Origin of the sequence: Faecalicatena faecalis, assembly GCF_012524165.2 — a bacterium.
Lineage (GTDB): Bacteria > Bacillota > Clostridia > Lachnospirales > Lachnospiraceae > Faecalicatena_A > Faecalicatena_A faecalis.
In genome coordinates, this window is record NZ_JABACJ020000008.1 from 58,507 (window position 1) to 83,257 (window position 24,751).

General features: G+C 45.6%; 27 protein-coding genes. 19 read left to right on the top strand and 8 right to left on the bottom strand.

Annotated features, from left to right (window positions below; translation table 11 throughout):
* Positions 1 to 228: 228 nt before the first annotated feature.
* Positions 229 to 1,140 carry an RpnC/YadD family protein gene (locus HGO97_RS10205; RefSeq protein ID WP_216241214.1) on the top strand — a complete coding sequence of 304 codons (912 nt, stop codon included), beginning with the start codon at positions 229 to 231 and terminating at the stop codon, positions 1,138 to 1,140.
* A 136-nt stretch (positions 1,141 to 1,276) separates the two neighbouring features.
* Positions 1,277 to 2,263 carry a diaminopimelate dehydrogenase gene (locus tag HGO97_RS10210; RefSeq protein WP_168866836.1) on the top strand — a complete coding sequence of 329 codons (987 nt, stop codon included), beginning with the start codon at positions 1,277 to 1,279 and terminating at the stop codon, positions 2,261 to 2,263.
* Between the two features lie 113 nt (positions 2,264 to 2,376).
* Here the strand turns inward: HGO97_RS10210 and HGO97_RS10215 are convergent, their stop codons facing one another.
* Positions 2,377 to 3,087, bottom strand: coding sequence for a nucleoside phosphorylase (locus HGO97_RS10215; protein ID WP_330654231.1), 711 nt, complete (start codon positions 3,085 to 3,087; stop codon positions 2,377 to 2,379).
* A 53-nt stretch (positions 3,088 to 3,140) separates the two neighbouring features.
* Complete coding sequence (locus HGO97_RS10220; protein WP_216241218.1) at positions 3,141 to 3,737, bottom strand: TetR/AcrR family transcriptional regulator; 597 nt, start codon at positions 3,735 to 3,737, stop codon at positions 3,141 to 3,143.
* A 155-nt stretch (positions 3,738 to 3,892) separates the two neighbouring features.
* On the opposite strand from HGO97_RS10220, the gene HGO97_RS10225 reads away from it, so the two are divergent.
* From HGO97_RS10225 to HGO97_RS10240, 4 genes are all read left to right on the top strand, one after another.
* Entirely contained in the window at positions 3,893 to 5,026 is a 1,134-nt protein-coding gene (locus HGO97_RS10225; RefSeq protein WP_216241220.1) for an XdhC family protein, read from the top strand.
* The gene (locus HGO97_RS10230; RefSeq protein WP_246597396.1) at positions 5,023 to 6,384 is read left to right on the top strand and encodes an MATE family efflux transporter; all 1,362 of its coding nucleotides are present in this window, start codon (positions 5,023 to 5,025) and stop codon (positions 6,382 to 6,384) included. The genes HGO97_RS10225 and HGO97_RS10230 overlap by 4 nt, the downstream gene beginning before the upstream one ends.
* Positions 6,385 to 6,542: 158 nt before the next feature.
* Positions 6,543 to 6,842, top strand: a complete 300-nt coding sequence (locus HGO97_RS10235) for a BMC domain-containing protein (protein ID WP_216241222.1) — start codon at positions 6,543 to 6,545, stop codon at positions 6,840 to 6,842.
* Between the two features lie 15 nt (positions 6,843 to 6,857).
* Positions 6,858 to 7,145: a BMC domain-containing protein gene (locus HGO97_RS10240; protein WP_216241224.1), complete on the top strand. Its 288-nt coding sequence runs from the start codon at positions 6,858 to 6,860 to the stop codon at positions 7,143 to 7,145.
* 84 nt (positions 7,146 to 7,229) lie between these two features.
* On the opposite strand, the gene pdaA is transcribed toward HGO97_RS10240, so the two are convergent.
* A complete protein-coding gene (gene pdaA, locus HGO97_RS10245) occupies positions 7,230 to 8,123 on the bottom strand; it encodes a delta-lactam-biosynthetic de-N-acetylase (protein WP_246597397.1) in 894 nt (297 codons plus the stop codon).
* A 179-nt stretch (positions 8,124 to 8,302) separates the two neighbouring features.
* Between pdaA and HGO97_RS10250 the strand changes: the two genes are divergently transcribed.
* Entirely contained in the window at positions 8,303 to 9,094 is a 792-nt protein-coding gene (locus HGO97_RS10250) for a Cof-type HAD-IIB family hydrolase (RefSeq protein WP_216241225.1), read from the top strand.
* A 32-nt stretch (positions 9,095 to 9,126) separates the two neighbouring features.
* On the opposite strand, the gene aroE is transcribed toward HGO97_RS10250, so the two are convergent.
* The 3 genes from aroE to aroF form a co-directional block, all read right to left on the bottom strand.
* Positions 9,127 to 9,957: a shikimate dehydrogenase gene (gene aroE, locus HGO97_RS10255; protein ID WP_216241227.1), complete on the bottom strand. Its 831-nt coding sequence runs from the start codon at positions 9,955 to 9,957 to the stop codon at positions 9,127 to 9,129.
* A gap of 1 nt (position 9,958) precedes the next feature.
* Complete coding sequence (aroB, locus tag HGO97_RS10260; protein ID WP_216241228.1) at positions 9,959 to 11,014, bottom strand: 3-dehydroquinate synthase; 1,056 nt, start codon at positions 11,012 to 11,014, stop codon at positions 9,959 to 9,961.
* Between the two features lie 89 nt (positions 11,015 to 11,103).
* Positions 11,104 to 12,117 (bottom strand): 3-deoxy-7-phosphoheptulonate synthase, encoded by a 1,014-nt coding sequence (gene aroF, locus HGO97_RS10265; RefSeq protein ID WP_216241230.1) that lies wholly within the window; start codon positions 12,115 to 12,117, stop codon positions 11,104 to 11,106.
* Positions 12,118 to 12,429: 312 nt separating this feature from the next.
* On the opposite strand from aroF, the gene HGO97_RS10270 reads away from it, so the two are divergent.
* The 10 genes from HGO97_RS10270 (at position 12,430) to HGO97_RS10315 (ending at position 21,573) form a co-directional block, all read left to right on the top strand.
* Entirely contained in the window at positions 12,430 to 12,789 is a 360-nt protein-coding gene (locus HGO97_RS10270) for a CidA/LrgA family protein (protein WP_216241232.1), read from the top strand.
* Positions 12,789 to 13,466 (top strand): LrgB family protein, encoded by a 678-nt coding sequence (locus tag HGO97_RS10275; protein WP_216241234.1) that lies wholly within the window; start codon positions 12,789 to 12,791, stop codon positions 13,464 to 13,466. The genes HGO97_RS10270 and HGO97_RS10275 overlap by 1 nt, the downstream gene beginning before the upstream one ends.
* A gap of 51 nt (positions 13,467 to 13,517) precedes the next feature.
* Positions 13,518 to 15,089: a ClC family H(+)/Cl(-) exchange transporter gene (locus HGO97_RS10280; protein ID WP_216241237.1), complete on the top strand. Its 1,572-nt coding sequence runs from the start codon at positions 13,518 to 13,520 to the stop codon at positions 15,087 to 15,089.
* A gap of 31 nt (positions 15,090 to 15,120) precedes the next feature.
* Positions 15,121 to 15,816 (top strand): UMP kinase, encoded by a 696-nt coding sequence (gene pyrH / locus HGO97_RS10285; RefSeq protein ID WP_216241238.1) that lies wholly within the window; start codon positions 15,121 to 15,123, stop codon positions 15,814 to 15,816.
* Between the two features lie 13 nt (positions 15,817 to 15,829).
* Positions 15,830 to 16,381: a ribosome recycling factor gene (gene frr / locus HGO97_RS10290; RefSeq protein WP_216241240.1), complete on the top strand. Its 552-nt coding sequence runs from the start codon at positions 15,830 to 15,832 to the stop codon at positions 16,379 to 16,381.
* A gap of 80 nt (positions 16,382 to 16,461) precedes the next feature.
* Positions 16,462 to 17,178 (top strand): isoprenyl transferase, encoded by a 717-nt coding sequence (locus tag HGO97_RS10295; RefSeq protein WP_216241242.1) that lies wholly within the window; start codon positions 16,462 to 16,464, stop codon positions 17,176 to 17,178.
* Positions 17,171 to 17,980, top strand: a complete 810-nt coding sequence (locus tag HGO97_RS10300) for a phosphatidate cytidylyltransferase (RefSeq protein ID WP_216241244.1) — start codon at positions 17,171 to 17,173, stop codon at positions 17,978 to 17,980. The genes HGO97_RS10295 and HGO97_RS10300 overlap by 8 nt, the downstream gene beginning before the upstream one ends.
* Positions 17,981 to 18,065: 85 nt before the next feature.
* Positions 18,066 to 19,208 carry a 1-deoxy-D-xylulose-5-phosphate reductoisomerase gene (gene dxr, locus HGO97_RS10305; RefSeq protein WP_216241247.1) on the top strand — a complete coding sequence of 381 codons (1,143 nt, stop codon included), beginning with the start codon at positions 18,066 to 18,068 and terminating at the stop codon, positions 19,206 to 19,208.
* Between the two features lie 6 nt (positions 19,209 to 19,214).
* Positions 19,215 to 20,249, top strand: coding sequence for an RIP metalloprotease RseP (gene rseP, locus HGO97_RS10310; protein ID WP_216241249.1), 1,035 nt, complete (start codon positions 19,215 to 19,217; stop codon positions 20,247 to 20,249).
* A gap of 37 nt (positions 20,250 to 20,286) precedes the next feature.
* A complete protein-coding gene (locus tag HGO97_RS10315) occupies positions 20,287 to 21,573 on the top strand; it encodes a peptidoglycan-binding protein (protein ID WP_334299574.1) in 1,287 nt (428 codons plus the stop codon).
* 51 nt (positions 21,574 to 21,624) lie between these two features.
* Here the strand turns inward: HGO97_RS10315 and HGO97_RS10320 are convergent, their stop codons facing one another.
* Positions 21,625 to 21,954 carry a hypothetical protein gene (locus HGO97_RS10320; RefSeq protein ID WP_216241251.1) on the bottom strand — a complete coding sequence of 110 codons (330 nt, stop codon included), beginning with the start codon at positions 21,952 to 21,954 and terminating at the stop codon, positions 21,625 to 21,627.
* Positions 21,955 to 22,110: 156 nt separating this feature from the next.
* Positions 22,111 to 22,260 (bottom strand): hypothetical protein, encoded by a 150-nt coding sequence (locus HGO97_RS10325; RefSeq protein WP_216241252.1) that lies wholly within the window; start codon positions 22,258 to 22,260, stop codon positions 22,111 to 22,113.
* Positions 22,261 to 22,726: 466 nt separating this feature from the next.
* Between HGO97_RS10325 and HGO97_RS10330 the strand changes: the two genes are divergently transcribed.
* Positions 22,727 to 23,284 carry a TetR/AcrR family transcriptional regulator C-terminal domain-containing protein gene (locus HGO97_RS10330; protein ID WP_216241254.1) on the top strand — a complete coding sequence of 186 codons (558 nt, stop codon included), beginning with the start codon at positions 22,727 to 22,729 and terminating at the stop codon, positions 23,282 to 23,284.
* 310 nt (positions 23,285 to 23,594) lie between these two features.
* The gene (fucO, locus tag HGO97_RS10335) at positions 23,595 to 24,743 is read left to right on the top strand and encodes a lactaldehyde reductase (RefSeq protein ID WP_216241256.1); all 1,149 of its coding nucleotides are present in this window, start codon (positions 23,595 to 23,597) and stop codon (positions 24,741 to 24,743) included.
* The last annotated feature ends 8 nt before the right edge of the window (positions 24,744 to 24,751 follow it).

The window sequence follows — 24,751 nt, forward strand, 5'->3', positions numbered from 1 at the left end:
TCACTCGTGGAAATTCTATCCATGAAAGGCAAATTGTCATTTGATTTATGAATCATCTGATGGGGAGATTCCCCCCGATTTACCAGTAATCAATTTATAACTAACAACAAAATATGTTCCGGTTTTATTGAGTGGGGCTTGATTAAATTGGTTGATTTCTTTATACTTTTTATATAAGAAGCAGGCAAGGACACTCCTTGGATCGGAACCATACGAAGGAGGATGCCTATGGCTGTAAAAGAAAACAAAGGGTACAAGAATAGCATGTTTGTGGACTTATTCTTTGAGGATGAGTCGGCAGAAGAGAATGACATTGCATTGTATAATGCGCTGCATAAGGAGCCGTTGCCAAAAGGGACTAAGATACAAAAGATCCGTATAGATGATGTTTTGTATATGAATTTTAAGAATGATATTTCTTTTGGGGTGGGCGGAAAGATTATGGTATTCGGTGAGCATCAGTCTACGATTAATGAAAATATGCCTCTTCGCAGTCTGATGTATATTGGAAGAGCGTATGAACAGTTGGTGCCTATACGAGAGCGTTATAAGAAGAAGCAGACTTATCTGCCAAAGCCGGAATTTTACACCTTTTACAATGGGCAGGAACATTGGGCAAGGGAAAAGGTCTTGAAACTTTCGGAAGCGTATAAAGTGCAGGACGATGAACCTATGCTGGAATTGACTGTGAAGGTGATTAATATTAATCCGGCGGAAAATCATGAATTGCTTGATAAATGCCCTGTACTGAAAGAATATGGGCAGTTTGTAGATATGGTGCGGAAGTTTCAGAAAATGAGCGATTCAGATGCTTACAAACATGCAGTTGAGACATGTATCCGCCAGGGAATATTGGCGGATTATCTGGAGAAGAAAGGCAGCGAGGTGATCAATATGCTGATAGCTGAATATGATTATGATCTGGACATTGAGGTACAGCGTGAGGAGGCGTATACAGAGGGATTGGAAAAAGGCACAGAGCTTGGAAAAGAACGTGGTCGGCAAGAGACTTTTGAGGAGCTAATTAAAAAGAAGCTTGCAAAAGGCAAGTCACCTTCAGAAATAGCTGATGCGTTGGAGAAACCATTGGAGGATGTGGAAAAGATCATATTGAAGTTGAAAGAGAGTGATGTAGAATAGGGGATATTATATGTGTGAAATTTTAATTCCCTTTCACTTTTAAATTGTGCATCTCCTTCTGTTATGGTATACTTAGAAACGGTTTAAAAACCAATCTGTAACATGTAATATGAATATATGGAAGGAAGGATACACGATGGATAAAATCAGAATTGGAATTGTAGGATACGGAAACATCGGACGCGGCGTAGAGCTTGCTGTGGAACGCAACGAAGATATGGAACTAAAGGCTGTATTTACAAGACGTGCGCCAGAGACTGTAAAGATTATGACAGCAGGTGTACCGGTCATACATACAGACGATATGCTGAGCATGAAGGATGAGATTGATGTCATGATCCTGTGTGGTGGTTCTGCAACAGACCTGCCGGTTATCGGACCTGAGATCGTGAAGAACTTTAATACGATTGACAGCTTCGATACCCATGCTAAGATTCCAGAGTATTTTGCTAATATGGATCAAGCGGCTAAAGAGGGCGGCAATATTGGTATCATTTCGGTAGGCTGGGATCCGGGACTGTTTTCTCTGAATAGAATCTATGCGGAATCCGTCCTTGTACAGGGAGATACGTATACATTCTGGGGCAAGGGTGTCAGCCAGGGACATTCCGATGCAATCCGCCGCGTGAAAGGCGTGAAGAACGCAATTCAGTATACTGTGCCGGTAGAAGAAGCCGTGGAGAAGGTAAGAAGCGGATGCGGACCGAAGCTGACGACCAGAGACAAGCATTTGAGAGAATGCTATGTAGTGGCAGAAGAAGGGGCAGATTTAAAAGAAATCGAAGAGACAATCAAGAATATGCCGAACTATTTCTCAGATTATGATACAACCGTGACATTTATTACGGAGGAAGAATTGAAGGCAAACCACAGTAAGATGCCTCATGGAGGTTTTGTAATTAGAAGTGGCGAGACAGGACACGATGGGAATAAGCATGTGATTGAGTATTCTCTGAAATTAGATTCCAATCCAGAATTTACGGCAAGTGTTCTGGCATGCTATGCAAGAGCTGCTTACAGACTGTCTAAGAAGGGCGAGACAGGGGCGAGAAGCGTATTTGATATCGCACCGGGAATGCTTTCTATGAAGAGTGCTGAGGAATTACGAGCAGAACTTCTGTAAAAATGGAAAAATATTTGTAAATAGGGATAATATCCTGTAAAAACACTGGAGACAAGTAGAAGTATCAGCGCTTGTTGCCAGTGTTTTTTAGGTTCTTTGCTCTTTGATTAAATTTATAAACAAATCACACATTCAAAAGCAAGCATCATATATTTATCGGCCGCACTCAGCCCGTACTCAGTCAAGTCATTCGGTTCCCAGTTTTCCCCGGCAAGGCTGTCAGCTCCATAAAGGAATTGGGCGAACGGAATCTGGCGAAATTTTGTAACTGCAAGTGAAGCGGAACACTCCATTTCTACGGAAATACATCCCTGTTGCTTTCGTGCCTCAATTATTTTTGGCGTTTCTCTGTAGACTGCATCGGTAGTCCACGTTTTTCCTATAACATAAGGAATATGATGCTTTAAAAGACATGCTTCCATTGTGTTGATAGAATGCTCATCCATATGAATCTCATCACTTGCAGGATAATAGTGATAGCTTGTTCCTTCGTCTCGGACGGCGGCAGTTGGCAGGATGATCTTTCCCTGTGCGGCAGTCTCATTCAGTATCCCGGCAGATCCGAACATGACGAGCTTTTTGGCTCCCATAGCGATGATTTCTTCCAGACCCGCAACACACGCAGGAGCGCCGACCCGGGAGAGGAAGAAGGCAATCCTGTTTCCCATATAATTGATCTCGTAGACTGGAAGAATACCATTTGCAGAGTACAAAGCAGCAATCGTTTTGACTCCCGGCATTTCTGCAAATTTCTGAATGATATTTTCTGAAAATGTAGTGACGCAGAGCTTGGGAAAATCTGGTATTGATTCTGTAGTATCCATAGGTTCGAGGAACGCTTTACTTTCATTGTTAAAATGAGTGAAAATGGTAGACATTATGATACCTCCGTTTCGGTCTTTACTAAAATTTGGCGAATCTGTCTGGTGATACGTGCAGGAAGTTCTGGCCCGATCGGCATCAGTTCGCTGTACAGGCGTACCCCCTGATAGGAAAAAATAATGAGGTCGATCACGGCCTGAATATCCACAGGCTGAAACTCACCTCTGTCAATTCCATATTGTATGAATCTATGCCACATTTGAACGGATAACTGATACTGGGCGGCAATCGCATTTTCATCAGAAAAGTTGTCATCCAGGCTGAAATATTCGAAGATTGCAACACTTAAGGAAGCGCTGCTGTCTTTCATCTCAGTCTCATACCGTGACAGGACATCATCCAGAATCTGTATGGCAGACTGCTGAAGTTCCATCTTTGAGGCGAATTCTTCGTCCTGCATATTCATCAGATCATCTATGATTTCTTTAAAAATCTGTCTCGTCCCGTTATAATGACAGTATAATCCGCCTCTGCTCAATCCGGCAGCCATGCAGATATCCTTCATGGTCACTTCCTTAAATCCTTTTTCGGCAAAAAGCTGGTAAGACTTTTCTTTGATTAGTTTTCGGGTTGTTTGTCCTCGTTTATTCATAAAGAACCTCTTTTCCGACATATGTGTCTGTAAAAATATTATACGACATGAGTGTCGGAAATACAAGAAGATTTTTTAAAAGAATTACATTGTGCAATTTATTTGAGAATCGGTTATAATAGAAAAGGTATAAAATGAAAAAGAGGTCAGATAGAATGAGAAAAGTATTTCAATTACTTGAAGAAGCCTTAAGGCGCGGGGAAGACGCAGTACTTGTGACAATCGTGGCAAGCTCTGGTTCGACACCGCGCGGGGCAGGTGCAAGGATGTTAGTGACGAGTGCGGGAAGAATCGGGGGGACGATAGGTGGCGGTGCTGTAGAACATCACAGCGAGGAAACTGCGAAAGAGGTCCTTAGGACGAAAGATTCCCATACGGAACAATTTACCTTACGACAGAATGAAGTGCAGGATCTCGGGATGATCTGCGGTGGTGATGTCAATGTATATTTTCAATATATATCTGCAGAGGAACCACATAATATTGCCCTGATGCAGCATATTGAGGCGTTATATCAGACAGGAGAGGAATTCTGGATGATCAATGATCTGTCTTCTAAAGAACAGGGAAGCATGGCTGTGTATGCCCAGACAGGTGGTTTGGTCGGGATGCCTGTTCCAGATGCCGTTTTGGACGGACTCTGTGAGAAAGCAAAGCAGATCGAGGCGGATGGCAGGACTTTTTATTGTGAGAAGATGGTGAAGGCAGGCAGAGTCTATATTTTTGGAGGAGGACATGTGTCACAAGCACTGGTCCCTGCCTTAAAGGCCGTGGATTTTCGATGTGTTGTGCTGGAGGATCGGGAAGAGTTCTGCAGGCCGGAATTATTTCCGGGGGCAGAAGAGGTGATGTTGATCGAGAACAGTCATATTGCAGATTATGTGGACATCACTCCGGCGGACTATGTCTGCATCATGACCCGTGGGCATAAGGATGATCTGGCAGTCCAGGCGCAGGTGCTAAAAACAGGTGCATACTATATCGGAGTGATTGGCAGCAGGCATAAAAAGGCGGGGGTATTTGCAAAGCTAAAGGAGATGGGATTCACGGATGAGGATCTGGACCGCGTCACCACGCCGATCGGTCTGTCTATAGGGGCGGAGACACCGGCAGAAATTGCAGTCAGCATTGCCGGGCAGCTCATTGAAAAACGTGCATGTAAGCCTATGGAGCGTAAACAGATGAATCCTGTCTTAGACGCTGGAGTTCAGGAAGAAGACAGCCCTAAAGCCAGTGAATTCTCTGTCAGCGTACAGAATTCTGAACAACCGGGCGGGATGGAAGTATGACGGCCAGGCATTCGAATGATATGACCGTGGGCAGTCCTGTGAAACTGATTATCTGGTTCATGGTCCCGATGTTTCTGGGAAATGTATTCCAGCAGTTTTATAATATTGCGGATTCTATTATTGCCGGGCAGTTCCTGGGAGTCAATGCTCTTGCAGCGATTGGGAGCACTGGCTCTTTGATGTTCATGGTGACCGGATGGATCAGTGGGATCACCAGCGGGTTCGCTATTTTGGCGGCACAGTGGTTCGGGGCGCGAAGATATGATACAATGCGCCATTACGTAGCAATGTCCGTATATCTGACGACGGGAATCACAGTGGTGATGACGGTGGGACTGCTGATCGCAAATAAGACGATACTAAGGCTGATGAATACACCAGAGGAACTGATGTATGATGTGAGCAGTTATATGGCAGTCATCTACGCTGGTCTGGCGGTGACCGCAGCTTATAATGCGCTGGCTGCGGTGTTGCGGGCATTAGGAGATTCCAGATCCCCGCTGTATTTTCTGATTATTTCTGCAGGAATCAATATATTCCTGGATATCGTATTTATCGTATGGTTCCATATGGGAGTAGTTGGATGTGGTTATGCAACGGTGATCGCACAGGGAGTTTCGGCGCTTTTGTGTCTGCTTTATATCCGCAGGAAGTTTGAAATCCTTCATCTTAGACGGGATGATTTTAAAATTTCAGGTGAAAGTATGAAAAAGCTTTTGAATCTGGGGATTCCAATGGGGCTGCAATTTTCTATTACGGCAATAGGGACGATTATTGTACAGGGGGCCGTCAATATCTATGGTGCCTTCTATATTGCCGGATTTGCGGCAGGAGCTAAGATTCAGAATCTGATTGCCTGTATCTATATGTCATTCGGGGCGACTATTGCTACATATGTAGGCCAGAACTGGGGAGCCGGCAGACTGGAAAGGGTAAAAAAGGGAGTCCGTTATACGCAGATCATGATTCTGATCAGCAGCGCTGTTCTGATGGCACTGATTTTTTTCTTCGGGAAATATATGGTGCTGATGTTCGTATCGTCCTCGGAAAAGGGGGTGATCGACGCAGCGGTCACTTATTTTATGGCGGTCTTCTGGTGCTATCCTTTTCTGGGAAGTATCTTCACATACCGAAATGCACTGCAGGGAATGGGCTTTGGTCTGGTGCCCATGCTGGGAGGCGTCTTCGAGCTGGCTGCCAGGGCGGCAGTAGTAGCAGCGGTTGCAGGAAGGGCGAGCTATTTCGGTGTCTGCCTGTCAGATCCGGCTGCATGGCTGGCGGCGTTAATTCCCTTGGTGCCTTACTATATGTATAAGATGAAAAAAGTGGGGCAGAGCTTGGAATATAAAGTGGAGTAGGTTCGTAACTGTGCACAGGGTACCTGTGAACAGTTACGTAGGTATGGTTTTAAGGCTGGAGAAGGAAGAATATAGTTGAAATCACAGAATCATTTATATATAATAAGACTATCAGCAGGTCAGGAAGAAGAGAATTGTCCTGCAGGCAGGAGGGAATTATGGCCGGACAGTATGAAGGTATGGCGATAGGTGTGTTCGAGTTAGACAGTGAATGCGCATGTTTTGTGGCATTAGATGCAGCAGCAAAGGCTGCGGATGTGAAGATTCAGGCAGTAGAGAGGAACCGTCTCGGGGCAGGAGCCTGCGTGAAGATGCGCGGGAATGTTTCCAATGTGAAGGCGGCAATGGAGGCGGCGCTTCGCGTGGCAGAGCCGATTTCTAAGATTGTTTCCCATACCGTGATTGCAGCACCGTTGGCGGAGACAGAACCAGCAATTACGATGACGATTAATAAGTAAGGAAGAGGTAGAGTTATGGCATACGGAGCATATGGACTGGTAGAAGTCCTCGGGGAAGCAAATGCGGTTCTGGTCTTAGATCAGATGTTAAAGGCAGCAGAAGTCTCATATGAGACACAGGATACAAAGTGCGGGGGACATGCCCTTATTTTTATCAGCGGCAGCGTCTCAGCAGTGAGCGCGGCAGTGGAGAGCGTGACGACAGCTCCTCCCTGTAAGGTCTTTCATTCTGCAGTGATTTCGAATCCTTCACAGGAGATGGTGGAGATCGTGGAGATGTTCAAGGCACGAGAGAAAAAGTAAGAGTAAGACAGCAGTCGCAGACTATTTTTAGTCTCGCTGCTGTCTTTTTTATGGTGGGGACTTTTTAAGGCTCCTTTGAAATATTTACTTTGTCAGTTCTGTCAAAGGCTGAAAGGTGTAACCCATCTCTTCCCACTTTGTCAACAGTTCATCCAGAATCTCACCGTTGGTCTTGGAAGTACTGTGCAGCAGCACAACTGCACCTGGATGGATTCTTCCCAGCAGTTTTTCGAAGGCCTGCTCTTTGGTGGGCTGGTCGTTTTCATACCAATCTACGTAGGCAAGGCTCCAGAAAAAGGTCTTATAGCCTAAATCTTTTGCCATCTGAAGGTTGGCCTCACTATACTTTCCTTGAGGCGGACGGTAGAATTTTGTCATTTCTTTTCCTGTGATTTCTTTATAGACATCTGCAACATCCCCCAGTTCTTTTGCAAAAGCATCCTTTGTAGAGATTTTCGACATGTCGGGATGGTGATATGTATGGTTCCCTACGGTGTGGCCTTCTTCCACCATCCGTTTGACAAGCTCTGGGTTCGTGGAAATAAATGTACCAACGACAAAGAATGTGGCAGGTACCTTGTGTTTTTTCAGAGCATCCAGGATCGCGGGGGTGTTCCCGTTCTCAAATCCGGCATCAAAGGTCAGATAGATGACTTTTTCCTCATTATTTCCTGTATAGTATGCGTCATATTTTTTTAATTCCTCAGCCGTTGCATTGGCAATCGGCGGCTGGCCCTCTTGTTGGAAGCTTAAGCCCCAGTTTCCATCCGCCGCGGGCGCAATTCCTGCGGAGACAGAGGCCGTGCCCTCGGGGATCGTATCTGCAGATGTGATTGTCTCGCTGATTGCGGGGAAGAAGTGATCTTTGGCCTTCCCGGCTGCGGTTCCGGCAAGGAAGGCAGCGGCGAATAGAAAGACAAATTTAATCCCCTTTTTCAGAAGCATTTTCTTTTCCAGATTTTTTAGATTGATTTTCATTCCATCACCAAGCTTTTATTCTCTATAGTATATGATGAGATTTCAAAAATATATACAGTTAAGGCAAAACGGTAAAAGTTATGGAGGGAAAAGAATATTTTTTGTAAAGTATGGAAATAGATTTTTCAGGAAAAGCGTGATAAAGTGGTAGAAGATATTACGAGAGATAGGAGATAAGTATGAAACAGTCAGCTTTATTTTTTGATATTGATGGAACCATATTGAGTGAGATTACCATGAAGATTCCCCAGAGCGCTATGGATGCGATGCGTGCGGCAAAGGCGGCAGGCCATCTTCTTTTTATCAATACAGGCAGGACGCTGTGCAGTATTCCGGCAGTCATAAGACAGTTCCCATTTGATGGATTTTTATGTGGATGCGGAACATACCTGACTTATCAGGATGAGGTATTGTTTTCCAGCTCTCTGCCAGAAAAGCGTGGGAGGGAGATTATAGATAAAATGATCGAATGCAGGCTGGAGGGTATTGTGGAGGCAGTCGATGATATTTATCTGCCGGAGAGGATATCCCGTTTTGACAGGCTGGAGGGCTCCAGGAGATATTTTCAAAATGAAGGTCTGGGTATGGAGTGTTATCTTGAGACAGGCAGGTTCATCTATGATAAGCTGTTTGTCTATGCGGACGAGAAGAGTGACAGGGAGAGCTTCTTCAAATTTATAGAGAGTGATATGGTTGTGATCGACCGGGGCGAAGATACCTATGAATGCACACAGAAGGCATATTCTAAGGCCACGGCATGTGATTTTATCCTTAAAAAGTTCAAAATGGAGAAAGAACAGGCGTATGTGTTCGGAGATAGTATGAATGATCTGTCCATGTTCGAATATGCCGAGCATACTATTGCGATGGGGAATCATGCGGAGGGGCCTGAACCTTATACAGAATATGTGACTGCCAAGGTGGAGGAAGATGGTATCGCCAAGGCGCTTGCGCATTATGGACTGATGTAGAGCAAAGGGGCAGACCCTTTTGCTCTTCATTGTCAGAATTGTTTTGCTAATTCGTCGTGAATATGATTGCCCATATTGTAGTCGAGCTTCTTATGCAACCAGATTTCCTCTGAGCCGATCGCCTGATCTACGAGCATCATCAGCCCGGTAACGATTTTGAGTCCTTCATCCCGGGCAATTTTAAGAAATTCAGTTATCAGCGGATTATAGACAATATCTGCTGCGACCTTGAACTGTCTGATAACAGAGGTATCCACTGGGCTTTCCCCTGCATTTGGATACATTCCCACAGGTGTAGTATTGACCAGAATATCTCCGCCTGGGATACGATTGAGTGTACAGGTGTGGATATAAGGGAACAGTTCTTTGAGAGAATCAATCGCCTTTTCATTGCGTGCAGCAACGGTGATCCTGGCGGCACCTTCCAGGTGAAAACCATAGATCAATGCTTTGGCAGCACCACCGGAGCCAAGGATAACGATATCCTTTCCGGCAAGGCTGACATCCGCTTTTTTGAACATGCTGATGATGCCAATATAATCCGTATTATACCCATAGGAAATCCCATTTTCTATCAAAATGGTATTGACGGCACCGATTTTTTTTGCATGTTCATCCAGTTCATCGACCAGACGGTAAACGACTTCTTTGTATGGAATTGTGACATTCATGCCGATGACCTGGTCCCTTTTCATGACGTCCAGTATATGGAGGACTTCCTGGTCGTTCATTTCATATTTTTCATAAGTACCTTTTATATTTTGCTGTTCTAGCAAATCCTCGTGGATCTCGGGAGACAGGCTGTGGCCTAATGTTTCGCCCAGGACTCCAAGATGGATTACGTCAGTAGTCTCTATATTCATATCAGATATTCCCTGCCTTTTCGAAAAAATCTAAATTGGTCGGATATACGTAGCTGTCGCCAATTTGGTGGAGCAGAACCACATTCAGGTGATTATCCAGATTTTTTTTATCCAGCTTTACCGCGTCAGTCAGTACGGACATTGGCAGATTACATTCTGTCGGCAGACCGTAGACTTTTAATACCTGCCTGATTTTATCTGCTACCCCAGCCATTGTCAGCCCGGCCTCTTCTGCTATTTTGGTTATTTGGTACATTCCGATGGCAACTGCTTCCCCATGGCTTTCACGCTCATACTGAAAATGCTGTTCGATAGTGTGAGCCAGTGTATGGCCGAAATTCAGAAGCATCCGCTCTCCGGTATCGAATTGATCCTGTTCGACGACGATCCGCTTGATATCTACACAGCGGTAAATGATGGAAGCAAGCTGGTCTTTTAAGTCGTCAAAAGAACAGTGGGCACTCAAGGTCTCAAACAAATCGGCATCCTTGATACAACCATATTTGATTACTTCTCCCATACCATCTGTGATATAACGCTGGGGCAGTGTGTTCAGGACCTCAGGATCTATCAGCACCAGTTTCGGATGATAGAAGGCTCCTACCAGATTTTTTCCCTGTGGAAGATCCACCGCAACTTTGCCGCCTACAGAGGAATCCACCTGTGCCAGAAGAGAGGTCGGAATCTGTACGAGCTTGATGCCGCGTAAATAACTGGATGCGGCAAATCCTGCCAGATCTCCGATCACCCCTCCGCCCAGTGCAATGACCAAATCGCTGCGGGTAATCTGATGCTCCAGCATGGCGGCATAGATCTGAGGAAGTGTCTGGAAACTTTTGGTCGTCTCGCCGTGAGGCAGTACAAGACTGCTGCATTGATAAGATGGCAGAGCATGGATCAGCTTTTCCCCATACAAAGGGAAAACATTATCATCTGAGATAACCATGATTTTCTTTCCATGAAAGATATGGGAGACATATTGTTCTGCATGTGATAGAATTCCAGGTTCAATATAAATAGGATAGCTGTTTTTATCTAAGTTTACGGTTAATTCCACGAGTATTCATCCTTTCATACAAAATGGTGTGCAAAAGGGTCAGACCTCTTGGCAGAAGGGTCTGACCCCCATGAACGACCTACCTCATTTTAAACGGTTTTCCCCACCACGGAGGCGATTTGTTTGATTTGTTTCAGTAATTCATCATACTTTTTAGGCTTGAGTGACTGTGCACCGTCGCAGAGCGCGTTCTCTGGATCGTTATGCACTTCGATCATGAGTCCATCTGCTCCGGCAGCTACAGAGGCTTTCGCCATTGGTTCTACGAGCCACCATTTTCCACCGGCATGACTTGGATCTACGATGACGGGAAGGTGAGTCTTCTTTTTCAGTACCGGGATGGACTGCAGGTCCAGGGTGTTTCTGGTATAAGTCTCAAAGGTACGGATTCCTCGTTCACAGAGGATCACGTTCTCGTTTCCAGATGCCATGATATATTCTGCTGACATCACCCATTCTTCATAGGTCGCATTGAGTCCGCGCTTCAATAAAATCGGGCGGTCAAGCTGACCGAGCTGCTTTAACAGGTCGAAGTTCTGCATATTTCTGGCTCCGATCTGAATCAGATCTACCTTCTCGTTAAATACATCCAGATAATCAGGTGACATTAACTCGGAAACAATCGGAAGTCCCACTTCTTTTTTGACTTCGCAGAGAATATCTAATCCTTCCATTCCTAATCCCTGGAAAGAGTACGGGCTTGTTCTGGGCTTGAAGGCACCACCGCGTAGCATATTGGCTCCTGCAGCCTTAGCGGCTTTGGCGATTTCCAGGACTTGGTCAAAGGATTCTACGGAACATGGGCCTGCAATCAAAGCAAGATGGTCCCCGCCGACCTTGACTCCAGACACGTCGATGATAGAATCCTCAGGATGGAATGCGCGGTTGGCCAGTTTATAAGGCTCCTGTACGTGCATGACCTTATCTACGGATGCATCGACTTCGAAAATCTTCGGATCAATTGCGGTGGTATCCCCAATACAGCCGATGATTGTCATCTCCGCTCCTCTGACGATGTGTGTGTCGAGTCCGCGTTTTTTAATCAGGGTCTCAACGCGGTCGATGTTTTCTTCCGATGTGTGTGGTTTCAATACGATGATCATTTTTATTTCCTCCCAATGACAGTAACTCTATATGTGACTTCATACTGTAAAATTTTAGTTGTTTAAAGTGTGAAAACATATGTATCATAAAACATCCATCGAAGAATGTCAATAAGTTTGAAAAAAATACAGCGATAAATTTGCGGATATATGAAATGAAGGGAGATGTATGTTGTCCCCATTGCTTACTTATGAGGCAGCGTTGACAATTCCCTGCGCGTGGTGTATTTTATCATAGATAGAAAATACAGTAAAATACGGAGGAACTCAATCAGATAAACGTATTTCAGGGAGAAGGTTAGAGGACGAGAGATGAAAATTATTAAGCAAATCGGTATTATTTTTACAGTCTGCTGGCTGAGTCAGGTGATCGCGGAATTTCTTCCGTTTGAATTTCCAGCGAGCGTGATAGGGATGGTATTCCTATTTTTATGCCTCCTGACAGGAATTCTGAAAATCGAGCACATCCAGGAAAAGTCGGATTTCCTGCTGGGAAATATGGCATTTTTCTTCGTTCCGGCAGGAGTGAGCATCATGAATTATTTTGACCTGCTGAAAAATAACGGGGTGAAGTTGGCCGTCATCTGTGTCGTTTCCACAGTAATCACATTTGCGGTGACTGCTTTCAGTGTGAGTTTTACAATGAAGCTTATGAACAGGAGGAAAAAATAATGGAGGCTTTGTATACATCCCCTTATTTTGGTGTGGCATTGAGTGTCATCATGTTTGGAATCGGCGTGAAGATTCAGCAGAAAACCAAATCTGCTCTCTGTAATCCATTGATCATCGCAATCGTGCTGATTGTCGGTGTCCTGCTTATCTTCAAAATCCCTTATGATTCCTACAATGTAGGAGGCGAGATCATCAACATGTTCCTTGCTCCGGCGACAGCCTGTCTGGCAGTTTCTATTTATACGAAGCTTTCCATCTTGAAAAAATACTGGCTGCCTATTATAGTAGGATGTATAGCAGGTTCTCTTGCATCCATGGTCAGTGTCTATGGGATGTGCAGGCTGTTCGGTCTGGATGAAAGTCTGACCATGTCCATGCTTCCGAAGTCGGTCACGACACCGATTGCAATCGGTGTGGCACAGGCACATGGCGGAGTCGTTCCAGTGACAGTGGTAGCCGTCATATTTACCGGGATATTAGGAAGCATTACGGCGCCGCTTTTGATTAAGCTCTTCAGGGTATCGGATTCTGTGGCAGCAGGCTTGGCAATCGGAGCATGCAGCCATGCAGTCGGTACATCCAAGGCGATTCAGATCGGAGAAGTGGAAGGCGCTATGAGCGGACTGGCAATCGGAATCTGCGGAATCGTAACCGTACTTTTTTCAATGCTGATCTAAAAATCAGCCATTCAAAAGAGAAGTCGATGGAGAGACGAGGGGGAACAAATTTTGAAAAAAGATACTTCACACACGATTAAACGGGCGCAGCGTTTTCCTGTCATTCTGATTGGTGAGGGCCTTTTAGTAGGCGCGGTGGGAGGCCTGATCGTTCTGCTCTACCGTGTCGCGCTGACCTATGCAGGAATCTGGCTGGAATACATCTTGGACTTTGTCAGAGGCAATCCGATTCGCACGGCCGGCTGGTTCCTGGCCCTGATGCTGATGGCGTTTGTGGTCGGGAAGCTTGTAAAATGGGAACCGATGATTTCGGGAAGCGGTATCCCCCAGGTAGAGGGGGAGGTGACTGGGAAGCTGTTTCAGAACTGGAAGAAGGTACTTCCGGCGAAGTTCATTGGAGGATTCCTATGTCTGTTCGGTGGTCTTTCCCTCGGGCGGGAGGGCCCTTCGATTCAGTTGGGCGCCATGACTGGACAGGGAATTTCCAGGCTTCTGGACAGGGGAAAGACGGAAGAAAAATACCTGATGACCTGCGGAGCAAGTGCCGGCCTGGCGGCAGCATTCCATGCCCCTCTTGCAGGGATGATGTTCGCATTGGAGGAGATCCATAAAGGGTTCTCAATATCTATTCTGATTTCGGTCATGACGGCGTCGGTAACGGCGGATTTCATATCTTCCTATATCATCGGCCTGGATCCGGTCTTTCAGTTTCGTCTGGAGCATGTCCTGCCACAGCAGTATTACTGGATGTTGATTCTTTTGGGAGTCATCCTGGGGGCAATGGGAGCCTTTTATAACTGGGCAATGCTAAAGGCACAGGATCTATACAAGAAGCCAGCGTTTTTAAATGAGACGACCCGTCTGATGATCGCTTTTTTTGCAGCCGGGGTGCTGGGGCTTTTGATGCCGTCTGTGTTGGGGAGCGGCCATGAGCTGATTGTCTCACTGACAGACGGGGAGATGGCACTGGGGCTGGTCATCCTGACTTTTTTTGTGAAGTTTATTTTTTCGGCAGTCAGTTTTGGATCAGGGGCGCCGGGAGGTATTTTCTTCCCGCTGTTGATCTTAGGGGCTATGATCGGCGGGATTTTTGCCATGACAGGGGTGCAGTTCTTCGGCCTGGACCCGGTCTATATCAATAACTTTGTTCTGCTTGCCATGGCTGGATATTTTACGGCAATCGTGCGTGCGCCGATCACGGGAATCATCCTTTTGTTTGAAATGTCAGGTTCCGTCAGTCAGATGCTGTCCCTGGCAATTGTATCTGTTACGGCCTATATTATCGCGACCCTGTTAAAATCTGAGCCGATCTACGAGAGCCTTCTGGACCGTATTTTAAAGACGCACCATAAGGCGACGGCAGTGAATGTGAAAGGCTCGAGTCAGAAGGTCTTAAGCACCTTTGTCATTATGAACGGCTCGGTCCTGGAAGGGAAGATGGTGCAGGATATTACCTGGCCGGACAACTGCCTTTTAGTGGCTCTGGAAAGAGGCGGGAAGGAGCTGATCCCGAAGGGGAAAACGGTGCTCATGGCAGGAGATACGCTGACGACAATGACAGATGAAAGAGATGCAGGATATGTGCATGACAAAATGGAAAAGTTATGTTATACTTCATTTTAGAAACTACAGAATTTGAAGGAGCTTAAGACGTATGAAAAGAGTATTGTTAAAGCTGAGTGGAGAAGCACTTGCAGGAGACAAGAAGACAGGCTTTGATGAGGCGACCTGTATCGGTGTTGCGAAGCAGGTAAAGCAGCTTGTCGATGACGGAATCCAGGTAGCAGTTGTCACCGGAGGGGGCAATTTCTGGAGAGGACGCACAAGTGAGACGATAGACCGTACTAAGGCTGACCAGATCGGGATGCTGGCTACGGTAATGAATTGTATTTATGTATCAGATATATTCAGACATGTTGGTATGAAGACAGAGATCTTTACACCATTTGTCTGCGGAGCATTTACTTCCTTATTTTCCAAGGATGCAGCTGTTGAAGCATTGGAGGAAGGAAAGGTCATCTTTTTTGCAGGCGGGACAGGCCATCCGTATTTTTCAACGGATACAGGTGCAGTGCTGCGTGCGATTGAGATAGAAGCAGATGCGATGCTTCTTGCCAAGGCCATCGATGGAATCTATGACAGTGATCCGAAGGTGAATCCTGAGGCGAAGAAGTATGATGAGATTACGATTCAGGATGTCATTGACCAGAAGCTTGCGGCGGTCGATTTGACAGCATCGATTCTCTGTCTGGAGAACAAGATGCCGATGCTGGTATTCGGACTGAATGAACAGAACAGCATCGTAGAGACGATGAGCGGTACATTTACAGGGACAAAAGTAACAGTATAGGAGGATATAGGACATGGATGAAAGATTAAAAGTATATGATGAGAAGATGACAAAGACAATAGGAAGTCTGGAGAGTGAACTGGTAACGATTAGAGCCGGACGTGCCAACCCGCATGTACTGGACAAGCTGACGATCAGCTATTACGGAGTTCCGACACCGATTCAGCAGGCAGCCAATATTTCTGTACCAGAGGCACGTATGATTCAGATTCAGCCATGGGAGAAGAGCCTGTTAAAAGAAATCGAGAAGGCAATCAATATGTCAGACATCGGCATTAATCCGACGAACGACGGAAGCACGATCAGACTGGTGTTCCCAGAATTGACAGAGGAACGCAGAAAAGAACTGGTGAAGGATGTCAAGAAAAAAGGAGAGGCAGCTAAGGTTGCCATCCGTAATATCCGCCGTGACGGTAATGAGGCCTTTAAGAAGCTTAAAGGAAGCGAAGTTTCCGAAGATGCCATCAAGGATTTGGAAGAATCACTCCAGAAGATGACAGATAAGTATATTACTGAAGTTGAGAAGGCTGTAGAGGCAAAATCCAAAGAAGTAATGACTGTATAAAAGAGTGTTCAGCGAATAAGAGGGGCTTGTTTTTCACACAGCCCCTCTTTTGCTCTTTGATAAGATAGGAGGATATAACAATGAATGTACCACAGCATGTGGCAATCATACTCGACGGCAACGGACGCTGGGCGAAGTCAAAAGGGATGCCGAGGAATTATGGACATGCCCAGGGAAGTAAGAATGTAGAGCGTATCTGTGAGGAAGCATGGCGCATGGGAATCAAATATCTGACCGTGTATGCATTTTCCACGGAGAACTGGAACCGGCCGAAGAGTGAAGTGGATGCCTTGATGAAGCTGCTCCGCAATTACATGAAGACCTGCCTTAAGACAGCGGAGAAGAATGATATGAAGATACGTGTAATTGGAGATATCACTGCATTGGATGAGGATATTAAGGGCAGAATAAAAGAATTAGAAGAAGCGAGTAAGAATAATGGCGGCCTGAATTTTACCATTGCCATTAATTATGGGAGCAGGGATGAAATGATCCGTGCAACAAGAAGGCTTGCTCAGGACTGTGTGGATGGGAAGGTGGATGTGTCTGCCATTGATGAGAGACTTTATGAGACTTATCTGGATACCCATGACATTCCAGATCCAGATCTTTTGATACGCACCAGCGGGGAACTCCGGCTTTCCAACTATCTGCTCTGGCAGCTGGCTTATTCTGAGTTCTATTTTACGGATGTTTTGTGGCCGGATTTTACAAAAGAGGAATTGGTCAAAGCTATCGAGCAGTATAATAGCAGAGACAGACGTTTCGGAGGGGTAAAGGAGGCACAGGATGTTTAAGACACGGTTATTGAGCGGGATACTTTTAGTGATCATTGCGCTGGTCACATTGATTTCCGGGGGAAGCATCCTCTTCGCGACCCTGTTCATTATCAGCCTGATTGGAATGTCAGAGCTTTATAAGGTGTTCGGGATTCAGACAAAGGCTCCCGGTATCTGCGGATATTTGTTCGCAGTACTATATTATGGACTTGTCTTTTTCAAACCGGTCCTGCCGGATACGACAGACTGGTTTTTGCTGCTTTTCATGGCGTTTATGATCTGTATGATGGCGGTCATGGTATTTTCCTATCCGACATACCGGACAGAACAGATTCTGGCAGCTTTTTTCGGATTCTTTTACGTGGCTGTGATGCTCTCTTATATCTACCAGACCAGAATCCTTCCAGGCGGTGTATTCACGGTATGGCTGGTGTTCATCTGCTCCTGGGGCTGTGATACCTGTGCATATTGTGTGGGGATGCTCATTGGAAAACATAAGATGGCACCGAAGTTAAGTCCGAAAAAGTCTGTGGAAGGCGGTATCGGAGGGATTGCCGGAGCTGCCCTGATCGGTGTGCTCTATGCCCTGGCGATCAATCATTGGGGAGGCGCCGGTGCCAGTGTGGCGAGATATGCGATCATCGGTGCGGCGGGCGGTGCGATTTCTCAGGTAGGAGATCTGGCAGCCTCTGCTATCAAACGGTTCCATGACATCAAGGATTATGGAAAGCTGATACCAGGACATGGAGGGATACTGGACCGATTTGACAGTGTGATCTTTACGGCACCGATCATTTATTATCTGGCAGTCCTTTTGTAGAACTTGCGCAGGAAAGGGCATGGCAGCAGCGGATGCAATGTTGTAAGATACAGGATGCAGGAAGAGATACAGGAGAGGTTTTACGATGAAAAAAATAGCAATACTTGGCTCCACGGGTTCCATCGGAACCCAGACATTGGAGGTCGTAAGAGAGAATAAGGATATTGAAGTGACCGCAGTTGCGGCAGGGAATAATATTGCCCTGTTAGAACAGCAGATCAGAGAATTTTCTCCGAAGCTGGCAGCAGTCTGGTCAGAAGAGAAGGCAGAAGAACTGAGAGTGAAAGTCAAGGATCTGGATGTGAAGGTGGTCTCCGGCATGGATGGACTGATTCAGGTGGCAGTACAGCCAGAAGCAGAGATTCTTGTCACGGCAATCGTGGGGATGATTGGTATCCGCCCGACAATCGAGGCAATTAAGGCTAAGAAGGATATCGCCCTGGCAAATAAGGAGACACTGGTGACAGCGGGGCACATCATCATGCCGCTGGCGAAAGAGTATGGCTGTGCTATCCTTCCGGTAGACAGTGAGCATAGCGCCATTTTCCAGTCCCTCCAGGGAGGACAGAGGAAGGCGCTCCATAAGATTCTTTTGACTGCATCAGGGGGACCGTTCAGAGGCAGGACCAAGGAGCAGTTGGAGAACATCCAGGTGGAGGATGCCTTAAAGCATCCGAACTGGGAGATGGGGCGCAAGATCACGATTGATTCCTCCACCATGGTGAATAAAGGTCTGGAGGTAATCGAGGCAAAATGGCTCTTTGATGTCACCGTAGATCAGGTGGAGGTCGTAGTGCAGCCGCAGAGCATTATACATTCTATGGTAGAATACGAGGATGGTGCGATCATTGCTGAATTGGGAACGCCGGATATGAAGCTGCCGATTCAGTATGCATTGTATTACCCGGAGAGAAGATTCCTGCCGGGAGAGAGGCTGGATTTTGGGACTCTGACTCAGATCACATTTGAGAAGCCGGATATGGAGACTTTCTATGGCTTAAAGCTTGCATTTGAAGCTGGAAGAAAGGGCGGCTCCCTGCCGACAGTCCTGAATGCGGCAAATGAGAAGGCCGTGGCCATGTTTTTAGACCGGAAGATCGGATACCTTCAAATTCCTGAGATGATACAGACTTGTATGGAGCATCATAAAATAATTGAGAATCCGACGGTAGAAGAGATACTAAATACAGAACAGGAAACATATGAATTTATTAAAAACAGGTGGTAGTAATATATGGGTATCGTTTTAGCAATACTTTTGTTCAGCGGAATCATCATTTTCCATGAGCTGGGGCATTTTACTCTGGCAAAGCTAAATGGAATCCGCGTGGATGAATTTTCATTGGGACTAGGTCCTACAATTATAGGAAAAGAAATCGGGGGGACAAAGTTTTCTTTGAAACTGCTGCCGTTCGGCGGGGCATGTATGATGGGGGAAGATGATGTGGACGATATGTCCGAGGGCAGCTTTAATAGTAAGTCCGTATGGGCAAGAATGTCTGTGATCGTGGCTGGTCCGGTCTTCAACTTCATCATGGCATTGGTATTCTCTATTATCATGGTCGCGTGGATCGGATATGACAAGCCGATTCTTGCGGGAGTGACTCCGGGATACTCTGCTATGGAGCAGGGAATGCAGAAGGGCGATGTGATTACAGAATTGAATGGAAAAAGCATTCATCTCTGGAAGGAGGTCAGCTTATTCAATCTGATGAACACGGATGCAGAGACTGTTACCGTCACGTATGAGAGAGATGGGAAAGAGTACACCGCTTCCATTGAGCCGAGACAGCTGAAAGGAGATACCTACAAAATGATGGGAATCCAGGGGACCGGCGAATATACAAAGGCAGGGATTCTGGAGTCTGTACAATACGGTGCTTATACGCTCAGGTATTGGGTGGACTATACCTTCGACTGTTTAAAGCTTCTGGTGACCGGACAGGTGGGCATCAAGCAGATGTCAGGCCCGGTGGGAATCGTGAATGTAGTGGACGGGATCTACAAGGAGGCTGCTCCTGCTGGATGGCAGGCTGTCGTGCTGAACCTGCTGAATATTGCCATTTTATTATCGGCCAACTTAGGAGTGATGAATCTGCTTCCTCTTCCGGCATTGGACGGCGGACGTCTGGTCTTTTTGATCGTGGAGGCAGTCAGAAGAAAGAGGGTGCCGCCGGAGAAGGAAGGCATGGTGCATTTTGCAGGGTTCGCACTTTTAATGATATTGATGGTAGTCGTGATGTATAACGACATCCGTAATCTTTTTTAGTAATCTTGCCGGGGTTTTCTGCATATATATAATGGAAATGAGTTTTGTGAGGAATGGAATGACTTCTCTAAAAGCAATGCAGGATAACGCTGTAGATAAAGGTCAGCTGCAGATCAATGTAACCTCGGAAATTACAGCCTTCCCGATTACGGGGGCAACGATTTCTATCTCTTATACAGGAGTGCCTGACAGTACACTGGAACAGGTGAACACGGATGCATCAGGACAGAGTGATGTATTGGAGCTGGCTACGCCGCCATTGGAGTACAGCTTAAATCCATCCATTGAGTCACAGCCATATGCAGAATACACGCTGGATATCAGCGCACCGGGTTACGAGACGGTCAGTGTTGCCGGGGCAGAGGTGCTGCCGGATGTAAAAGCGATTCAGAATGTGAGGCTGCGTCCGTTGGCGGAAGTGAGTCAGGATGAGATGGTATTTGTGATCCCAGCACACACACTGTATGGAGATTATCCACCTAAGATAGCGGAAGATGAGATCAAGCCGATCGATGAGACAGGTGAAATTGTATTGAGCCGGGTGGTGGTGCCGGAGTTCATTATTGTGCATGATGGTTCTCCGCGGGATTCCACCGCCAATAATTATTATGTGAGGTATCGGGATTATATTAAAAATGTTGCATCCAGTGAGATTTATGCCACCTGGCCAGCAGATACGATTCGGGCAAATGTACTGGCAATTATGTCATTTACCCTGAACCGGGTCTATACAGAGTGGTATCGGAACAAAGGATATGATTTTACTATTACATCCTCCACTGCATTTGACCATAAGTGGATACCAGAACGCAATATATTTGATACGATCTCGGTCATTGTCGATGAATTATTTGCAAACTATCTGTCCAGGCCGAATGTCAGACAGCCGATCTTGACACAATACTGTGATGGACGCAGAGTGAGCTGTCCCAATTGGATGACACAGTGGGGCTCTATGGCACTGGGAGAGCAGGGATATTCTCCGATTGAGATTCTGCGCTACTACTATGGAGATGATATGTATATCAATAGTGCACAGGAGATTTCGGGAGTGCCTTCCTCCTGGCCGGGATATGATCTGGGAATCGGCGCCAGCGGGGATAAGGTGAGGCAGATGCAGGAACAGTTAAATGTCATTGCCGGAGCTTATCCTGCCATTCCAAGGATTGATGCAGACGGCATCTACGGACCAGCGACTGCTGCATCAGTGGAAGTGTTCCAGTCTGTATTCGGTCTGCCCCAGACAGGAGTTGTAGATTACACAACATGGTATAAGATTTCAGAAATCTATGTGGGAGTATCCAGAATTGCAGAACTGGTATAAGAAAATATGAGAACAGGTGGGACTGACGATCGAATGCCAGTCCCACCTGTTTTATAAAAGTTGTTTTTGGGAGGGGGCCGTGGTAAAGGTCACCTGTATGGTCCGAAATTTATATCCTCTTCTTAGGCAGAATCGGGAGACATAGACATTTACAACAAGAGAATCGGGGATTCCGTTAATTCTTGCATGTTCTCTTGCAATTTTCTCAACAAGTTCATTGGTCCTCCAGAACTTGTGCACGATTACATTTAGTTCGACCTCTTTCCCTGTATCGGACAGAGTACAGATGTCTCCTGCCATTTCATAATCTGGTGTAGTAAAAAGATACAGTAGTATCATACATAAAAATACAATGATTGCTGCATAGATTTTTTTCTTCAAAAGAATCACCCCTGGTTAAAATAATAGGGCGCATTCCCTGAAAAAGATACTGGTAATATCTGGAAATACGTGGATGGATCCATTCCCTATATTAAATAAACAACCTAAAGAGGAAAAACTTTCGTTTTATTTAAGAAGAATCTGGGCATACCAGTTTTATGCTCCTCCCGGGCCTTCTTTGGGAGGGACTTCATCTGGAATAATACTTTTCAATCCATTTTTTCCAGGCAGGTCGATTTCTGGAATATTATCATCATCATAAATATTGGCTTCTGTTGTTTTTGAGGGCAGTTTAATTTCTCTCATATCGAATCTCCTTCCGTTTTTTAGATAGTGTTAACAAAAGTAGGAAGGATATGTATAAAAAAAGAAAAAAGCAGCTTTTATTCTGCTAGAGAATAAAGCTGCAGTAAATTTTCACGCTCATTCTGTTTCATTTTTACAAAATCGGTAAAGTTCACATTTACATGGCACATAGGTCGTTGGCAGCAGTGAGCGTGCGATTTATTGTTTGTATAGTGGTATCTTTTGCATTTCCCGCAATAAAATACATGCATCATATGAATCACCCCCCACAAGTATGATAACACAAAAATAACCTGTAGAAAATTGTAAAATAAGGGGGCAATAAGATGAAAAAGGGTTTTTTCTGAGATTTTATGGGGAAAAAGCACAGAATATCCTACAAAAAGTGACACGGAAAAATGAATCAAATGCGCCGTAAACTTGAACTTTCGGGCATCCTGAATTATAATTTATACGAGGTGAAGAGATGGAAAATAACGAGAACACAAAGCAACGTTTTGTTGCCGCCTTGACGGCCCTGATGGCGGCAAAACCTCTGGACAAAATTACGGTGAAGGAGATCGTGGAAAAGAGCGGCAAGACCCGCCAGACCTTCTATCGCTGCTTTCAGGATAAATACGATCTTGTGAATTGGCATTTTGAACGTCTGGCAGAGAAGTCCTTTCTACAGATGGGGGTCAGGCTTACACTTCGGGAAGGGTTGGAAGAGAAGTTTCGTTTTATCAAAAATGAGCAGGTCTTTTTTGCGGCAGCGTTCCAGTCAGAGGATTATAATTCTCTTGTGGCCTATGATTATGAATGCATAATGCGGTTCTATACGAATATTATAGAGAAGAAGACGAAGCGTCCTCTTGATGCGGACACCCGTTTTTTGCTGGATATGTACTGTAGAGGTTCCATTTCTATGACGGCACAGTGGGCCAGGAGAAATATGGACCTGCCACCGGAGAAAATGGCAGATCTGCTGATTCAGGCACTGCCGGAGCCGCTGGAGGAACTTCTGTCAGATCTGCAGCCTCAGTGAGCAAGCTCCCACGCGAAAACTATAGAGATGTAATCGAAGGTGTTCGCCCTGCAAGCTCGATTCCGCTGAAAAACAGCTGCATCTCGCTTCGGCTAAACGCCGAATGGATATATGGATATAGTTTACGCTTAGTGAGCAAACTCCCACGCGAAAACTATATCCATATATCCGCAGGGCTAGATAGGTTAGAATGTTACATAGCCTTCATTTTGTAACTTGTCGGGGGTGGATTTGGTTTGTTATAATTATAACAATCAAAAAATCCTTTCCGAACAGATAGGAAGGGCAGAATGAAAAGGAGAGAATGGCTATGTCAAACAGATTTATTTTGAACGAAACATCTTATCATGGAGCAGGGGCAGTGAATGATATTGCAACTGAGGTGAATGCAAGAGGATATCAGAAAGCATTTGTATGCTCTGACCCGGATCTGGTGAAATTTGGCGTGACACAGAAGGTCTTGGATGTCCTGGACAAGAATGGACTTACATATGAGCTTTATTCCAATATTAAGCCAAATCCGACTATCGAAAATGTGCAGACAGGTGTGCAGGCATTTAAAGCATCAGGTGCAGATTATATCATTGCTATTGGTGGTGGTTCCTCTATGGATACAGCAAAGGCAGTCGGCATCATCATCAATAACCCTGAATTTGAGGATGTCAGAAGCCTGGAAGGTACTGCACCGACAAAGAATAAATGTGTTCCGATCATTGCTGTTCCGACAACGGCAGGCACTGCCGCAGAGGTTACCATCAACTATGTTATTACAGATGTTGAGAAGAACCGCAAGTTCGTATGTGTAGACCCACATGATATTCCGGTTGTTGCAGTGATCGACCCGGATATGATGTCCAGTATGCCGAAGGGACTGACTGCTTCTACTGGTATGGATGCTCTGACACATGCAATCGAGGGATATACAACAGCAGGAGCATGGGAATTATCTGACATGTTCCATCTTAAGGCGATTGAGATCATTGCCCGCTCTTTAAGAGGTGCCGTGGACAACACACCAGAAGGCAGGGCTGATATGGCGCTTGGACAGTATGTAGCTGGTATGGGATTCTCCAATGTAGGACTGGGAATCGTACATTCTATGGCTCATACACTGGGCGCATTATATGACACACCACATGGCGTAGCTAACGCAATTCTTCTTCCGACTGTAATGGAGTATAATGCAGAGGCAACAGGGGAAAAATACAGAGAAATCGCAAAAGCTATGGGTGTTCACGGAACTGAAAATATGACACAGGAAGAGTACAGAAAAGCGGCTGTTGATGCAGTGAAGAAGCTGTCTGCAGATGTAGGAATTCCGGCTGATTTGAAGGGAATTGTGAAGGAAGAGGATATTCCGTTCCTTTCCGAATCTGCATATGCGGATGCATGCAGACCAGGTAATCCAAAAGAGACTTCTGTTGAAGACATTGCAGCATTGTTCCGTTCTCTTCTGTAATAAGTGGC

Excerpts from the sequence above, each read along its gene's own strand:
- HGO97_RS10275 (WP_216241234.1), top strand. The coding sequence starts at position 12,789 with ATGGAGGCTTTGTATACATCCCCTTATTTTGGTGTGGCATTGAGTGTC.
- HGO97_RS10330 (WP_216241254.1), top strand. The coding sequence starts at position 22,727 with ATGGAAAATAACGAGAACACAAAGCAACGTTTTGTTGCCGCCTTGACG.
- HGO97_RS10235 (WP_216241222.1), top strand. The coding sequence starts at position 6,543 with ATGGCCGGACAGTATGAAGGTATGGCGATAGGTGTGTTCGAGTTAGAC.
- HGO97_RS10230 (WP_246597396.1), top strand. The coding sequence starts at position 5,023 with ATGACGGCCAGGCATTCGAATGATATGACCGTGGGCAGTCCTGTGAAA.
- rseP (WP_216241249.1), top strand. The coding sequence starts at position 19,215 with ATGGGTATCGTTTTAGCAATACTTTTGTTCAGCGGAATCATCATTTTC.
- aroE (WP_216241227.1), bottom strand. The coding sequence starts at position 9,957 with ATGAATATAGAGACTACTGACGTAATCCATCTTGGAGTCCTGGGCGAA.
- HGO97_RS10210 (WP_168866836.1), top strand. The coding sequence starts at position 1,277 with ATGGATAAAATCAGAATTGGAATTGTAGGATACGGAAACATCGGACGC.
- HGO97_RS10300 (WP_216241244.1), top strand. The coding sequence starts at position 17,171 with ATGTTTAAGACACGGTTATTGAGCGGGATACTTTTAGTGATCATTGCG.
- HGO97_RS10225 (WP_216241220.1), top strand. The coding sequence starts at position 3,893 with ATGAGAAAAGTATTTCAATTACTTGAAGAAGCCTTAAGGCGCGGGGAA.
- aroF (WP_216241230.1), bottom strand. The coding sequence starts at position 12,117 with ATGATCATCGTATTGAAACCACACACATCGGAAGAAAACATCGACCGC.
- HGO97_RS10270 (WP_216241232.1), top strand. The coding sequence starts at position 12,430 with ATGAAAATTATTAAGCAAATCGGTATTATTTTTACAGTCTGCTGGCTG.
- pyrH (WP_216241238.1), top strand. The coding sequence starts at position 15,121 with ATGAAAAGAGTATTGTTAAAGCTGAGTGGAGAAGCACTTGCAGGAGAC.
- dxr (WP_216241247.1), top strand. The coding sequence starts at position 18,066 with ATGAAAAAAATAGCAATACTTGGCTCCACGGGTTCCATCGGAACCCAG.
- HGO97_RS10205 (WP_216241214.1), top strand. The coding sequence starts at position 229 with ATGGCTGTAAAAGAAAACAAAGGGTACAAGAATAGCATGTTTGTGGAC.
- pdaA (WP_246597397.1), bottom strand. The coding sequence starts at position 8,123 with ATGAAAATCAATCTAAAAAATCTGGAAAAGAAAATGCTTCTGAAAAAG.
- HGO97_RS10215 (WP_330654231.1), bottom strand. The coding sequence starts at position 3,087 with ATGGATACTACAGAATCAATACCAGATTTTCCCAAGCTCTGCGTCACT.
- HGO97_RS10295 (WP_216241242.1), top strand. The coding sequence starts at position 16,462 with ATGAATGTACCACAGCATGTGGCAATCATACTCGACGGCAACGGACGC.
- frr (WP_216241240.1), top strand. The coding sequence starts at position 15,830 with ATGGATGAAAGATTAAAAGTATATGATGAGAAGATGACAAAGACAATA.
- HGO97_RS10315 (WP_334299574.1), top strand. The coding sequence starts at position 20,287 with ATGAGTTTTGTGAGGAATGGAATGACTTCTCTAAAAGCAATGCAGGAT.
- HGO97_RS10220 (WP_216241218.1), bottom strand. The coding sequence starts at position 3,737 with ATGAATAAACGAGGACAAACAACCCGAAAACTAATCAAAGAAAAGTCT.
- HGO97_RS10250 (WP_216241225.1), top strand. The coding sequence starts at position 8,303 with ATGAAACAGTCAGCTTTATTTTTTGATATTGATGGAACCATATTGAGT.
- HGO97_RS10240 (WP_216241224.1), top strand. The coding sequence starts at position 6,858 with ATGGCATACGGAGCATATGGACTGGTAGAAGTCCTCGGGGAAGCAAAT.
- fucO (WP_216241256.1), top strand. The coding sequence starts at position 23,595 with ATGTCAAACAGATTTATTTTGAACGAAACATCTTATCATGGAGCAGGG.
- HGO97_RS10325 (WP_216241252.1), bottom strand. The coding sequence starts at position 22,260 with ATGAGAGAAATTAAACTGCCCTCAAAAACAACAGAAGCCAATATTTAT.